The organism is Bradyrhizobium sp. GW821-FHT13H05, assembly GCF_058804065.1.
Genome location: NZ_JBXAPO010000004.1, coordinates 289,851 through 303,111 on the forward strand (window position 1 = coordinate 289,851; position 13,261 = coordinate 303,111).

At 65.4% G+C, this 13,261-nt stretch carries 11 protein-coding genes; 3 read left to right on the forward strand and 8 right to left on the reverse strand.

Annotated elements, in window-relative coordinates; translation table 11 throughout:
• Positions 1-106: 106 nt before the first annotated feature.
• On the reverse strand, positions 107-1,066 hold the full coding sequence (htpX, locus tag AC1RR3_RS14695; RefSeq protein WP_492823708.1) for a zinc metalloprotease HtpX: 960 nt from the start codon (positions 1,064-1,066) through the stop codon (positions 107-109).
• 184 nt (positions 1,067-1,250) lie between these two features.
• Here htpX and AC1RR3_RS14700 point away from each other — a divergent pair, with 184 nt between their 5' ends.
• The 3 genes from AC1RR3_RS14700 to AC1RR3_RS14710 all read left to right on the forward strand — a co-directional run bounded on the left by AC1RR3_RS14700 (position 1,251) and on the right by AC1RR3_RS14710 (position 4,607).
• Complete coding sequence (locus AC1RR3_RS14700) at positions 1,251-2,552, forward strand: lytic murein transglycosylase (protein ID WP_492823710.1); 1,302 nt, start codon at positions 1,251-1,253, stop codon at positions 2,550-2,552.
• Between the two features lie 277 nt (positions 2,553-2,829).
• Entirely contained in the window at positions 2,830-3,333 is a 504-nt protein-coding gene (locus AC1RR3_RS14705) for a DUF1993 domain-containing protein (RefSeq protein ID WP_492823712.1), read from the forward strand.
• A gap of 179 nt (positions 3,334-3,512) precedes the next feature.
• Positions 3,513-4,607, forward strand: a complete 1,095-nt coding sequence (locus AC1RR3_RS14710) for an alkene reductase (RefSeq protein ID WP_492823714.1) — start codon at positions 3,513-3,515, stop codon at positions 4,605-4,607.
• Between the two features lie 68 nt (positions 4,608-4,675).
• On the opposite strand, the gene AC1RR3_RS14715 is transcribed toward AC1RR3_RS14710, so the two are convergent.
• Genes AC1RR3_RS14715 through AC1RR3_RS14745 form a run of 7 tightly spaced genes read right to left on the reverse strand, consistent with a single transcriptional unit; the run spans position 4,676 to position 13,156 of the window.
• Positions 4,676-5,818 (reverse strand): alpha-hydroxy acid oxidase, encoded by a 1,143-nt coding sequence (locus AC1RR3_RS14715; protein WP_492823716.1) that lies wholly within the window; start codon positions 5,816-5,818, stop codon positions 4,676-4,678.
• Complete coding sequence (locus AC1RR3_RS14720; RefSeq protein WP_492823718.1) at positions 5,818-6,708, reverse strand: IclR family transcriptional regulator; 891 nt, start codon at positions 6,706-6,708, stop codon at positions 5,818-5,820. The genes AC1RR3_RS14715 and AC1RR3_RS14720 overlap by 1 nt, the downstream gene beginning before the upstream one ends.
• A 15-nt stretch (positions 6,709-6,723) precedes the next feature.
• On the reverse strand, positions 6,724-7,629 hold the full coding sequence (gene dapA / locus AC1RR3_RS14725; protein ID WP_492823720.1) for a 4-hydroxy-tetrahydrodipicolinate synthase: 906 nt from the start codon (positions 7,627-7,629) through the stop codon (positions 6,724-6,726).
• Between the two features lie 31 nt (positions 7,630-7,660).
• Complete coding sequence (locus tag AC1RR3_RS14730; protein WP_492823722.1) at positions 7,661-9,469, reverse strand: ABC transporter permease subunit; 1,809 nt, start codon at positions 9,467-9,469, stop codon at positions 7,661-7,663.
• A gap of 4 nt (positions 9,470-9,473) precedes the next feature.
• Positions 9,474-10,568: an ABC transporter ATP-binding protein gene (locus AC1RR3_RS14735; protein ID WP_492823724.1), complete on the reverse strand. Its 1,095-nt coding sequence runs from the start codon at positions 10,566-10,568 to the stop codon at positions 9,474-9,476.
• A gap of 28 nt (positions 10,569-10,596) precedes the next feature.
• Positions 10,597-11,676 (reverse strand): ABC transporter substrate-binding protein, encoded by a 1,080-nt coding sequence (locus AC1RR3_RS14740; RefSeq protein WP_492823726.1) that lies wholly within the window; start codon positions 11,674-11,676, stop codon positions 10,597-10,599.
• 1 nt (position 11,677) lies between these two features.
• Positions 11,678-13,156 (reverse strand): FAD-binding oxidoreductase, encoded by a 1,479-nt coding sequence (locus AC1RR3_RS14745; RefSeq protein ID WP_492823728.1) that lies wholly within the window; start codon positions 13,154-13,156, stop codon positions 11,678-11,680.
• Between the last annotated feature and the right edge of the window lie 105 nt (positions 13,157-13,261).

A 13,261-nucleotide genomic window follows, 5' to 3' on the forward strand; every position in this document is an offset into this window, starting at 1 on the left:
CCACGCATCCCCTTTCGAAGGAACACTCTCGGTCAGGTGTTAACACCGGCCGGGACGATCCTGTGTGCGCCAGGTCACAACCCGCACCAAAACCCTGCAGGTTCCGTCAGCCCCAAGGACCACGAGAAGGACCACGAGAAGGACCGCGCGACGACGAGCGACCCCACGGCCCCTGCGGCGGATAGTTCTCGTTGGCGCCGACCGACGGCGCCGCCTGCGCGCCAAGCTGGGCCGCAAGCTGCTGGAGCGCCGCGACGCGGTTTAGCGTCGACGGATGGGTGGCGAACAGATTGTCCACGCCGTGGCCCGACAGCGGATTGATGATGAACATGTGCGCGGTCGCAGGATTGCGCTCGGCATCATAGTTCGGCACCTGATGCGCGGCGCCCTCGATCTTCACCAGCGCCGACGCCAGCCACATCGGCTGGCCGGCGATGCGTGCGCCGAGATTGTCTGCGGCGTATTCGCGGGTGCGGCTGATCGCCATCTGCACCAGCATGGCGCCGAGCGGGGCGAGGATCATCATCAGGATCGAGCTGACGATGCCCGGGCCGTTGTTGTTGTCGCGATGGCCGCCGAAGAACATGCCGAACTGCGCCAGCATGGAGATCGCGCCCGCGATGGTCGCGGTCACAGTCATCAGCAGCGTGTCGTGATGCTTGATATGCGCAAGCTCGTGCGCGATCACGCCGGCAAGCTCCTCGCGGCTGAGCTGGTTCATCAGGCCGGTGGTGACGGCAACGGCGGCATTCTCGGGATTGCGGCCGGTGGCGAACGCGTTGGGCTGCGCCTCGTCCATCAGGAACACGCGCGGCATCGGCAGGCCCGCGCGGCCCGCAAGCTCGGCGACGAGCCCGACCAGTTCCGGCGCGGTCGAACGGTCGACCTGATGGGCGCCGTACATCGAGAGCACCGCGCGGTCGGAGTTCCAGTAGGTGAAGAGATTGGTCGCCGCGGCAATGACGAGCGCGATCATGGCGCCCGAGGCGCCGCCGATCAGATAGCCCACGCCCATGAACAGGGCGGTGAGGCCTGCAAGCAGCATTGCGGTACGAAGATAGTTCATGGCCCTCTCCCGGGCCGGTCGCGGCCGCTGAAGGCGTCGCAGGCCGGCGAACATGAGGTAGGGATGACCCCGGCCCGGATGCAAGGTTTCAAGGTGCGTCGCGGAGCCGCGGCACTGGTTTGCGCGCGATCATTCCATTAAACTTCGTCAAGAATCCAAGCGTCTCCTCCCCTCCGGAAACCTCATGTTCCAGACCCGATTTGCGATCGCGGCCGCCGCCCTGCTCTCGTTCGCCCTTCCCGCCTCAGCCCAATTCGCACCACCGCCGGCGAGGCCTGCCGCGCCCAAGGCCACAGCCCCCTCGCCGCGCGCGGCGTCGTGCCACAACGGCGCGAGCTTCGATCGCTTTCTGGCCGACGTGAAGAGTCAAGCGGTGGCCGCCGGCGTGTCGCAGCGGACGATCGCGGAGGCCTCGCCCTACCTCGTCTACGACCAGGGCATCGTCAACCGCGACCGCGGCCAGCGCGTGTTCGGGCAGCTCTTCACCGAGTTCGCCGGACGCATGGCCGCGCCCTATCGCATGCAGAACGGCCAGCAGCACATCAAGCAACATGCCGCTGCCTTTGCGCGCGCCGAAAAGGAATATGGCGTGCCGCCGGCGGTGATCGCCGCGTTCTGGGGCCTCGAGAGCGATTTCGGCGTCAACATGGGCAATCTGCCGACGCTGAAATCGCTGGTGTCGCTGGCCTATGACTGCCGGCGCTCGGAGATGTTCGTGAACGAGACGATCGCCGCGCTGAAGATCATCGACCGCGGCGACCTCACACCCGACGAGATGATCGGCTCCTGGGCCGGCGAGCTCGGGCAGACACAGTTCTTGCCCGTGCACTACGTCAACTACGCCGTCGACTATGACGGCGACGGACGGCGCGATCTCTTGCGCAGCGAGGACGACGTGATCGGCTCGACCGCGAACTACATTGCCAACGGATTGAAGTGGCGGCGCGGCGAGCCGTGGCTGGAGGAGATCAAGGTGCCGCAGAACCTGCCGTGGGATCAGACCGATCTCACCGTGCAGCTGCCGCGCTCGAAATGGGGCCAGCTGGGCGTCACCTATCCCGACGGAAGGCCACTGCCGAACGACAATCTCGCCGCCTCCGTGCTGCTGCCGATGGGACGCTTTGGTCCGGCCTTCATGGCCTATGCGAATTTCGCGGCCTATACCGAGTGGAATAACTCGCTGATCTATTCGACCACCGCGGGCTATCTTGCAACCCGCATCGCGGGCGCGGCTCCGATGCGCAAGCCGGCAACGCCGGTCGCGCAACTGCCGTTCAACGAGCTCAAGCAATTGCAGCAGCTTCTGGTCCAGGCCGGCTTCAATGTCGGCAAGGTCGACGGCGTGCTGGGCCAGCAGAGCCGCGCGGCCGTGAAGGCGATGCAGATCAAGTTCGGCTTGCCCGCGGATTCCTGGCCGACCGCCGAGCTGCTGGCGCGCATGCGCGGCGGCACGGCGCAGGCGCAGCCGGCGAACGCGGTCCGCTAAGCCCCCTCTGTCATGCCCCGCGAAGGCGGGGCATCCGGTACGCCGCGGCGCCTCGGCCCTATCACAACCGTCTCGGAGTACTGGATCGCCCGCCCCTGTGCGCAATTGCGCACTAGGCGGGCGATGACAGAGAGGGTGGCGTGATAGTACCGCATCCAGGCGCCGTAGAATTTTCGCACCGCACAAGCCGCTTCCACGATTGTATTTTTCCATGAGGCTCCCATGTGAGTGGCTCAGGTTTTCTCCTGAGATTTCCCACCATTGAAGCGAGCATCACATGTCCTTCCACGACGCCGTCGTTCCCGCCTATTTGCAGATGCTGAACAGCCTGACCGGCCTGCTCACCAAGGCCGAGGCGCATTGCGCGGCCAAGAAGGTCGATCCCGCCGTCCTGCTCGGCTCCCGCCTTTTCCCGGACATGCTGCCGCTGTCGAAGCAGATCCAGCTGGTCAGCGATTTCGCCGCCAAGGGCTGCGCGCGGCTGACCCACAGCGAAGTGCCGTCGAACCCGGACACCGAAAAGACCTTCGAGGAATTGAAGCAGCGGCTGGCCAAGACCATCGACTATGTGAAGTCGTTCAAGCCCGCGCAGTTCGAGGGTGCCGATACCAAGGACGTTACCTTCCCGACCGGGCCGGACAAAACCACCACCCTGAAGGGCCAGCAATTCTTCAGCGCGTTCTCGCTGCCGAACTTCTATTTCCACTGCGCGACCGCTCACGGCATCCTGCGCCACAACGGCGTCGAGGTCGGCAAGCGCGATTTCATGGGTTTGAACTGATTTGCGCAATCGCACGGCTGCAATAGTGGAAAGCCGCTGTCGCAGCCGGAATTGCACATGAATTATGCTACGCGGTTGCCGCCGCGTAGCTCGCCTGCACTTTCCGTATGGCTCCTCCCTTGCGCCGGATGCCGCGATGCACAAGTGTTCCGGACCTCTCACCGCCTGGAAGCATTCCCATGAGCCGTTCGACCAAATTGTTTGAGACCTACAAGCTCGGCCCGATCACGCTGGCGAACCGCCTGGTGATGGCGCCGCTGACGCGCAACCGGGCCATTCCCGGCACGTTCGTACCGGGTGCACTCGCCGCCGATTATTACGCCCAGCGCGCCTCCGCAGGGCTTCTGATCACCGAAGCGAGCCAGGTCTCGCAGCAGGGCCAGGGCTACCAGGACACGCCCGGCATCTACAGCAAGGACCAGGTCGCCGGCTGGCGCAAGGTCACCGATCAGGTGCATGAGCGCGGCGGCAAGATCTTCATCCAGCTCTGGCACGTCGGCCGCATCTCGCATGTCGATCTCCAGGCCAACGGCGCAGCCCCGGTGGCGCCGAGCGCAATCCGCGCCAAGGGCAAGACTTTTGTGAACGGCACCTTCGCCGACGTCTCCGAGCCGCGTGCGCTCGAGCTCTCCGAAATCCCAGGCATTATCGACGACTTCAAGCGCGCCACCAAGAATGCGCTCGAAGCCGGCTTCGACGGCGTCGAGATCCACGGCGCCAACGGCTATCTGCTCGACCAGTTCGCCAAGGACGGCGCCAACAAGCGTACCGACGCCTATGGCGGTTCGATCGAGAACCGCGCCCGGCTGATGCTGGAGGTCTCCAAAGCCGTCGTGGCAGAGGCCGGCGCCGACCGCACCGGCATTCGCATCTCGCCGGTGACGCCCGCCAACGATATCGCGGATTCGAATCCGCAAGCCCTGTTCGATCACATCGTCGACGGCCTCAGCGCGCTCAAGCTGGTCTATCTCCACGTCGTCGAGGGCGCCACCGGCGGTGCGCGCGACTTCGCACCGTTCGATTATGCGTCCTTGCGCAAGCGCTTTGCCGGCGCCTATATCGCCAACAACGGCTACGACTTCGATCTCGCGTCCAAGGTGCTGGACGCGAACGCGGCCGATCTCATCGCCTTCGGCAAGCCGTTCATCTCCAACCCCGATCTGGTCGAGCGGCTGAAGCAGGGCGCGGCGCTGAACGACTGGGACAAGAACACGTTCTACGGCGGCGGCGCGAAGGGCTACACGGATTACCCGGCGCTGGCGGCGGCGAAGTAAAGTAGCCGTTTCTTTTCCCTCTCCCCGCTTGCGGGGAGAGGCGAAGAAACGAAAGGCCGGGATCCCTTCTACTGAAGCTGAGCCCGAACGGCTGTGACGTTGACCGCGCCGAGAAACGCCATCGCGGTATCCATCTCGCCGACGATCATGCGCAGGACCGCCTCTGCACCGGCTTCGCCGCCCGCGGCAAGGCCCCAGAGCGGCAGGCGGCCGAGCAGGACGGCTTCGGCGCCGAGCGCGAGATATTTCAGCGCATCCGTGCCACGCCGGACCCCACTGTCGGCAAGCACCGTCAATCGTCCCCTGACCGCTTCGGTGATCGCCGGAAGGCACTCCGCCGGCGCCGGAAGGCAATCGAGATTGCGGCCGCCATGGGCGGAAACCACGATGGCGTCGCAGCCGAGCTCGGCCGCGGTCTCCGCGTCCTTGACGGCCAGGACGCCCTTGATGATCAGCTTGCCCGGCCAGAGCTGGCGCAGCCAGCGCAAATCGTCCCAGTCGAGGCGATGGTCGAGCCGCACGGCCTCGGCGATGTTCGGCCGGGTGATCGCCGTGCGGAACTCGTCCGGATAGTGCCCGTAGGTCGGCATGCCTTCGCTCAGGAGATAGCGCGCGAGAACACCGACGAGCCAGCGCGGATGCCGCGCGACGTCGATCGTGCTGCGCAGGCTGGGTACGAATGGGATGCCGAAGCCGTTGCGCTTGTTGTACTCGCGGTTGGGCGAGACCGGTGTATCCGCCGTGACGACCAGGGTCTCGCAGCCGCAGGCGCGGGCGCGCTCCAGAAGTCCTGCCGTCAGCGCCCGATCGCGCCAGACATAGAGCTGAAACCACAGCGTCGCATCGGGCGCGCCGCGCCGGATGGTTTCGACCGTCGTCACCGATTGCGTCGAGATGCAGACGGGAATGCCGACGCGCGAGGCCGCGCGCGCCAGTTTGGTCTCGCCGTCATGCGCGACGAGGCCGGCAAGCGCCGTCGGCGCGACGACGAGGGGTACCGCGAGGCGCTGTCCCAGCAGCGTCGTGTCGAGCGATCGCCTGTCGTGCCCGGTCAGCACCGACGGCGTCAGCGTGATCTGATCGAGCGAGGCGCGCAGGCGTCTCAGCGCGACCTCGTCCTCGGTGCCGCGATCGATATAGTCGAACAGGCCGCGCGGCAGAAATTTTTGCGCACGGCTGCGGTAGTCGTCGGCATTCAGCAGCATCCGCATCAGGCGGCGTAGCGATTGAATTTCGACTTCGAGATCGAGGTCGCGGCGACATGGACATGCTGCACGAGCTCGGCCTCGGCGCGCTCCTTGGTCCAGCGCGTGGTCGGCACGGAGATGTTGACCGCGGCAACCGCGCGGCCGTGCTCGTCGATGATCGGCGCCGCGACCGAAATGTCGCCCATGACGCTTTGGTTGACCTGGATCGAATAGCCGCGCGCGGCGGCGAGGCGCACCTGCTCCAGAAGCTGGTCCGGATCCGTAATCGTATACGGCGTAAGGGGCTCGAGTTGCGTACGCTTCAACAGATCGTGCCGCATCTCCTCAGGAAGAGCCGACAGGATGGCGATGCCGGAAGCCGTGAAGTAGGCCGGCAGCCGGCTTCCGATCACGAAATCGATATGGATGAGATGCCGGCCGGGAAAGCGTGCCACGAACACGACCTCGTGGCCGTCGAGCTCGTGCAAATTGCAGGTCTCGCCGAGGTTACGGCTCATGTCGAGCAGATAGGGCGAGGCCTTGTCGATCAGTTCGTTGGCCTTGAGATAGCTGTGCGAGAACTGGAGCACTTTCGAAGTGAGGCCATAGTTGCGCGTGCCCTCGATCCGCCTGAGATAGCCGAGCGTCTCCAGCGTATAGACCAGGCGCTGGGTGGCGCTGCGGTCGAGATTGGCCGCGCGCGCGATATCGGCCAGCGTCATGTAGCGTCGCGGCCCGTCGAAGGCATGAAGGACCTGAAACGCCTTCTCGGTCGAGCCGACGAACAGCGACGAGCGCGCGGGCTCGGCGCTTTTCTCGACGTGCTTTCCCGCACGCGCTTTATCCGGGCTCGCTTTGTCCAGGCTTTTGGCCTTGACAGCCTTTCTTGATCCGCCCTGGCCGCTACGCGCCATGTCGCCGTCCTTTCGTCACCCGACGTTTTCAGTAAGCGCCAACTGCTTCTTGAGCTCGGCCCGGAACGCCGAGACCAGCGCCGGCGCCGGCTGCACCAGCGGTGCCAGCATCCGCGGCGCGTCGACGCCGACCATGTCCATCACCGCCTTCATCGGCCCCGGATTGGTCTCGGCAAACGCCATGTTCATGAACGGGATCAGGCGGCGGTGCAGGCTCAGTGCCTCCGCCGTCCGACCAGCAATCGCCGTCTCGTAGATATTCCGCCAGGCGCGCGGCAGCAGGCAGGCGGTGACGACGATGCCGCCCGTCGCGCCGGCCGCCAGATGCAGCGGAAACAGGCTGTCCTCGCCGCTCAGCACCGCAAAGCTCTCGTCGATTCCGGCCACGACCTGGAGGAAATGATACATGTCGAGATTGCAGGCCTTCATGCCGATGATGTTGGGATGCCTGGAGAGCTCATGCAGGATCCTGGGCTCGATCGCGATCCGGGTGCGATAGGGAATCTCGTAGATCAGGACGGGCACGGGCGAGGCGTCGGCATAGCGCAGGAAATAGTCGCGGATGCCGGCCTGAGTCGGGTTGGTATAATATGGCGTAAGAACCAGCAGACCGTCCACGCCCTCCGCTGCGAATTCCTTGCCCGCCTGCAAGGCATCATGGAAACCGGTGTCCAACACACCGGCGATGACCGGACCCTTGCCCGCCATCGCCTTCACCGACAGGCCCGCCATCTTGATGCGCTCGGACCGCGCCAGCGCGCCGTATTCGCCGGTGCCGCCGAGCGGCACCACGCCGTCGATGCCCTGCTTGAGCAGCCAGGCAAACAACGCCGAGACCGCGCCGGCATCGATGGTGTCGTCGGCCTGGACCGGGGTTGGAATGGCCGGAAACAGGCCGCGGAGGCGATTGGCAGTCAGCATGACGAGAACCTCTGGTTAGAACGCGGGATGACTACCTTGCGGCAGCGCGCCGACGCAGGCGTTCGGCGACGAAGATCAAGAGCCCCATGAAGATGAACAGGCACGTTGAGACGGCGGCGATCACGGGCGAGACCTGAAGCGTCACCTCGTCCCAGAACTGCTTTGGCAGCGTGGCGTTGAGGCCGCCGGTCGCGAACAGCGCGATGGTGAGCTCGTCGAACGAGGTCGCGAAGGCGAACAGGAACGAGGAGAACATGCCGGCGCCGAGAATCGGAAAGGTGATGTGGCGCAGCGTCGCAAAGGGGCGTGCGCCTAGGCTTTGCGCGGCATGATCGAGCCGCGTGTCGTAGTTGCGCAGCACGGCCATCATGGTCATGACGACGTAGGGCACCGCGACGACGGTATGTCCGAGAATGAGGCCAAAGGCGCTGCCGACGAGGCCCATGCTCGCGAACACGTAGAACATGCCGACCGCGATGATCATGCGCGGCACGACGATCGGCGACAGGATGAAGGCAAGCCAGGCGGCCTTGCCGGGGATGTCGCTCCTCACCAGCAGGAACGCCGCCGGCGTTCCGATCAGCATGGCGAGGCCCCCCGTCCCCAGGCCGACCAGCAGCGAGCGCAGAAACGCCTGGGTCCATACCGGCGAATGCAGCACGGTCTCATACCAATGCAGCGTAAATCCCTGCGGCGGCCAGTTGAGGCCGCCGGTGCCGAACGACAGCGGAATCATCAAAATGGTCGGCGCACTGATGACGATGAGCATGGTCCAGACGAAGGCCTGCAGGCCGAGGCCCGCCTGGTCCGGATTGCGGTCGCGACGGCGCGACGGCAGCGCGAGAATAATGCGATCGGAGATCACGCCGAGCAGCGTCAGCACGGCGTCGCCGATCTTCTGGACAGGCCCGGCGAGGCGCGAGGGCGTCGCGCTGCGCGGCGCTGCCGCCCCCGTCATGGTCGACAGGCCGAGCAGCCGGTCGTAGGCCGCAAAGACGATGAGCACGACGACCAGGAGAAGCACGGAGATTGCGCCGGCAAATCCCCAGTTCAGCGTCTGCTGGACCTGGTCGATGATCAATTGCGTGATCATGGTCTCGCGGCGTCCGCCGAGCAGCGCCGGCACGATGAAGAAACCGATCGCCGTGACGAACACCATGATCCCCGCCGCAGCGACGCCGGGCAGCGACAGCGGAAAGTAGATCTTCCAGAACGCCATGCCCGGACGCGCCCCGAGCGTGGCGGCGGCGCGCGGCAGCGTCCGATCGATGTTCTCCATCACCGAGAGCATCGTCAGCACGGCAAGCGGCAGCAGCGCATTGACCATGCCGACGAGCACGCTGCCGAAATTGTAGAGCAGGCTCGCGGGGCTCGAGATGATGCCGAGCGAGATCAGCAGCTTGTTGATGACACCGTTGCGCCCGAGCAGCACGATCCAGGCGAAGGCGCGGACCAGGAAGCTGGTCCAGAACGACAGCAGCACCCAGAACAGCAGCGTCGCCTTCCGTTCCTTGCCGACCACGGAAATCAGATAGGCGATCGGGTAGCCGGTGACGACACAGACCAGCGTCGTCACCAGCGAGATCTTCAGCGTGATGAGGAGGACATCGATATAGACGGATGAGGCGAAGAGCTGGCGGTACGGCGCAAGCGTGAACCCGCTGTCGTTGTAGACGCTGAGCAGCAGCAACTGGCCGACGGGGTAGACCAGGAAGAAGACGAGCAGCAGGACGAGCGGGCCACCCATCGCGACCCAGGTCCAGGCCTGCGATCGGGCGCGGGAACGCGTCGTGGTTGCGAGCCGTCCCGGCTCGATCGCAGGCGCTTTGGCCAATGCCATGGCGTCAGTGTCCCCTGCCGTCGCGGATCGCCACGGCATCCGCGGAATTCCAGCCGAGCGAGACGAGCTGGCCGATCTCGTAAGGCGCCGCGCTCGATCGCGTAGGATAGGCCGCGACGAGCTGCGGCATGTCGGCCTTTTCGGGCGCGATGTAGAGCCGCGTCATGCTGCCGCTGATCATCACGTCGACCAGTCTGCCGGTGAGCTTGCCGTTCGCCGCGTCCGCGACATGGAGGTTCTGGGGGCGGACCATGAGTTTGATCGGCTCGCCGGCCGTGAAGCTCGCGCCGTTGCCGACGGCGCGCGACGGCGCCGTCTGGTCGGCCAGCACGATGTCGAGCCCCTGTCCATCGACCTGCCGCACCGTCGCGCTGAGCAGGTTGGACTCCCCGAGAAAGTCCGCGACGAAGACCGATTGCGGGCGGAAATAGAGATCCTCCGGCGTGCCCAGCTGCTCGATCGCGCCTGCGTTCATCAGGCAGATGCGATCGGACATGGTCATCGCCTCCTCCTGGTCGTGGGTGACGTAGATGATCGTGGTGCGGAGCTCACGATGGATGCGCTTGATCTCGAGCTGCATCTGGTCGCGCAGCTTCTTGTCGAGCGCGCCGAGCGGCTCGTCCATCAGGATGATCGCGGGACGATAGACGATGCAGCGCGCGAGCGCGATGCGCTGCTGCTGGCCGCCCGAGAGCTCGCGCGGATAGCGTTTTGCGACATGCGGAAGGTGAACCGTCTCCAGCGCCTCGGCGGTGCGCCGGCGCGCGTCGGCATCGGTAACCTTCCGCATCTTCAGCGGAAACGCGATGTTGTCCTCCACCGTCATGTGAGGAAACAGCGCGTAGTTCTGGAACACCACGCCGATGTCCCGGTCATAGGCCGGGCTGTGCGTGACGTCGGCATCGTCGATCAGGATCTGACCTTCGTCCGGATGCGCGAGCCCCGCGATCAGGCTGAGCAGCGTCGTCTTGCCCGATCCCGACGGGCCGAGCAGCGTGAGGAACTCCCCCTTCGCGACATCGAGACTGGTCGGCGCCAGCGCGACGAAGTCGCTGTAACGCTTGGTAAGTCCTTTGACGCGCAAGCTCGACGATGTCATGCCCTGCTCCAATCGCGACGATGCAGGCTCAAGCCAGGATCCAGCTGTTGAAGCGCTCGATGACGGCGGCCTGGTTGTCGTACCAGAACTTCGCATCGATCTTCAGGCCGGCCTTGATGTTGTCGGGATAGCTCGGACAGTTCTTGGCAAGCTCGGGCTTGACGTAATTGAAGGCCTCCGGCTGTGTGAGGCCGGCGGGGAAATACTCCATCAGCGCCGCCTGGCGCTTCGGATCGGAGGCGAACTTGATGAACTCACGGCAGGCATCCGCATTCGGCGTGCCTGATAGGATCGACCAGTTGTCGCCGCCCCAGATGCCCTGATTCCAGACGATCTCGACCGGCGCGCCGGCCGCCTGCGCGGACTGCGGACGCGACACCCAGGTCGGCAGCAGGTCGATCTCGCCCGAGGTCAGCATCTGCTCGACCTGCGCGCCGCTGGTCCACCACACCGCGACGGAAGGCTTGATCTTGTCGAGCGAGGCAAAGGCCTTGTCGAGGTTGCAAGGATAGACCTGCCCGGTCGCAACGCCCGCGCCCATCAGGGCCTCCTCGATCGTGTCGAACGGATGCTTGCGCACGGCCCGGCGTCCGGGAAAATCCGCCACGTTCCAGAAATCGGCCCAGGACTGCGGCGCCTTGCGGCCCTTGAAGGCGTCGGTGCGGTAGGCCAGCACGGTGGTATAGACGTTGGTGCCGACGCCGTAGGGCGACATGAATTCAGCGGGGATCGACTTGATCACGGGCTCGGATTCGAGGCCGTGTTTTTCGAGATATTGCTTGCTGCCGGTGGTCAACAGCAGGATCGCCGGCCAGCTGATCTTGGCCATGTCCCAAGTATAGTTCTTGGTATCGACCATGGTCTTGATCTGCGCGACCGGTTCGGCATTGGCCTGCACCCCGACCACCTCGATGCCGGTCGCCTCGGTGAACGGACGGTAGAACACAGCCCCATAGGCCTTGGTGTAGATGCCGCCGTCGTCGCGCACCACGATGCGTTTTCCGGCGGCGCGGGACGGCGACCAGACGGCGGGAGCGGCGAGTGCGACGGCGCCGGCGCCAAGCAGCAGGCGGCGGCGGGAGGTGATGATCTTCGGTGCGTTGGTCATGTCAGGCCCCTCTTTGCGATGTTGCGGTGGTCGGCGAAGCGGCGGCGGCATCGGCCGCGGATGACGGCGGCAGAACGCGGCCGGGATTGAACAGACCCGACGGGTCGAATGCCTGTTTCACAGCCTGCATCAAGGCGAGCTCGACCGGCGGCTTGTAGCGGGTCATCTCGCTGGTCAGCGTGCGTCCGACGCCGTGCTCGGCGCTGAAGGTGCCGCGCAGGGAGCTGGCGACATCGTTCATGGCGCGACGGATTCGCGGCGCAATGGCGTCGCGCTCCGGCAGGGCGTCCCACTCGGCAAAGCTGAAGAAGGGGATGAGATGGATGTTGCCGTCGCCCATGTGGCCGACGATGATGAACGACAGATCCGGCACGATCGCGCGCACCGCCGCCATCGCCTGGTCGATGAAATCAGGCACGGTCGATACCGGGACCGCGGTGTCCGAGGTCAGGCCGACGCCTGCCTTCTTGTTCGCTTCCGAGACGCTGTGACGCACCAGCCACATCGCCTTGCGCTGCGCCTCGCTCGAGGCGACCACGCCGTCGCTGACGAGCCCGGCTTCGAGCGCCTGTTCGAGCACCGTCTGCATCGTCGCCGCGAGCGCCGTGGCATCGCCGGTGTCGGACAATTCGACGAGGACGTGCCAGGTGTTGATCTGCGCGACCGGACAGCGCCGGCCCGGCACCTGCTCGAGCACGAGCTCGATCTGCTTCGCATTCATCAGCTCGAAGGCGGAGAGCCGTGAGCTGCAGGCGGCCTGGAACAGGCCGAGCACCTTGAGCGCCTCATGCGGGCTGTCGACCGCAAGCCAGGCGACGGCTTCCGCCGTCGGCAGCGGATGCAGCTTCAGCACCGCGCCGGTGATGATGCCGAGCGTGCCCTCGGAGCCAATGAAGAGATGCTTGAGGTCGTAGCCGGTGTTGTTCTTGCGCAGCGCGTAGAGGCCGTCCCAGACCGAGCCGTCCGGCAGCACCACTTCGAGCCCCAGCACATTGTCGCGCGTGTTGCCGTAGCGCAGCACGCCGGTGCCGCCAGCATTGGTGCCGATATTGCCGCCGATCTGGCACGAGCCTTCGGCGCCGAGGCTGACCGGATAGAGCCGCCCGGCGGCCGCGGCGGTCTCCTGAATGGTCGCCAGCACGCAGCCGGCATCGACCACCATGGTGTTGTTGACGGGATCGAGCGAGCGGACCTTGCGCATGCGCGTCAGGGCGACGATGACGGGCGGCTTGCCCTGCTCCGACGGCGTCGCACCGCCGCACAGGCTGGTGTTACCGCCCTGCGGCAAGATCGGCGTCTGGTGCGCGACGCAAAGACGGACGATGGCCGCGACCTGCTCTGTGCTGGAAGGCAGCACCGCGCAGAGCGCGGGCGCGCGAAAACGTCCGCGCCAATCCTCGGTGAGGCCCGCGAGATCCTCCTCGCGAGTCAGCACGGCCGTGTCGCCCAGCAACTGCCTGAACGCCTCGATCAATGCCATCACCAGCCTCCGGGACGGGCCGACGCTGGCCCAACGGCTTCCGCATTAGTAATCGGAATGCGATTATTTCAATCGCATTATGCTAACTATGAATTCGGTGTGACA

What these genes read in the sequence shown, in the direction of transcription:
- AC1RR3_RS14740 (WP_492823726.1), bottom strand. Translation starts at nt 11,676, where the DNA reads ATGACCAACGCACCGAAGATCATCACCTCCCGCCGCCGCCTGCTGCTT.
- htpX (WP_492823708.1), bottom strand. Translation starts at nt 1,066, where the DNA reads ATGAACTATCTTCGTACCGCAATGCTGCTTGCAGGCCTCACCGCCCTG.
- dapA (WP_492823720.1), bottom strand. Translation starts at nt 7,629, where the DNA reads ATGCTGACTGCCAATCGCCTCCGCGGCCTGTTTCCGGCCATTCCAACC.
- AC1RR3_RS14745 (WP_492823728.1), bottom strand. Translation starts at nt 13,156, where the DNA reads ATGGCATTGATCGAGGCGTTCAGGCAGTTGCTGGGCGACACGGCCGTG.
- AC1RR3_RS14735 (WP_492823724.1), bottom strand. Translation starts at nt 10,568, where the DNA reads ATGACATCGTCGAGCTTGCGCGTCAAAGGACTTACCAAGCGTTACAGC.
- AC1RR3_RS14710 (WP_492823714.1), top strand. Translation starts at nt 3,513, where the DNA reads ATGAGCCGTTCGACCAAATTGTTTGAGACCTACAAGCTCGGCCCGATC.
- AC1RR3_RS14705 (WP_492823712.1), top strand. Translation starts at nt 2,830, where the DNA reads ATGTCCTTCCACGACGCCGTCGTTCCCGCCTATTTGCAGATGCTGAAC.
- AC1RR3_RS14730 (WP_492823722.1), bottom strand. Translation starts at nt 9,469, where the DNA reads ATGGCATTGGCCAAAGCGCCTGCGATCGAGCCGGGACGGCTCGCAACC.
- AC1RR3_RS14715 (WP_492823716.1), bottom strand. Translation starts at nt 5,818, where the DNA reads ATGCGGATGCTGCTGAATGCCGACGACTACCGCAGCCGTGCGCAAAAA.
- AC1RR3_RS14720 (WP_492823718.1), bottom strand. Translation starts at nt 6,708, where the DNA reads ATGGCGCGTAGCGGCCAGGGCGGATCAAGAAAGGCTGTCAAGGCCAAA.
- AC1RR3_RS14700 (WP_492823710.1), top strand. Translation starts at nt 1,251, where the DNA reads ATGTTCCAGACCCGATTTGCGATCGCGGCCGCCGCCCTGCTCTCGTTC.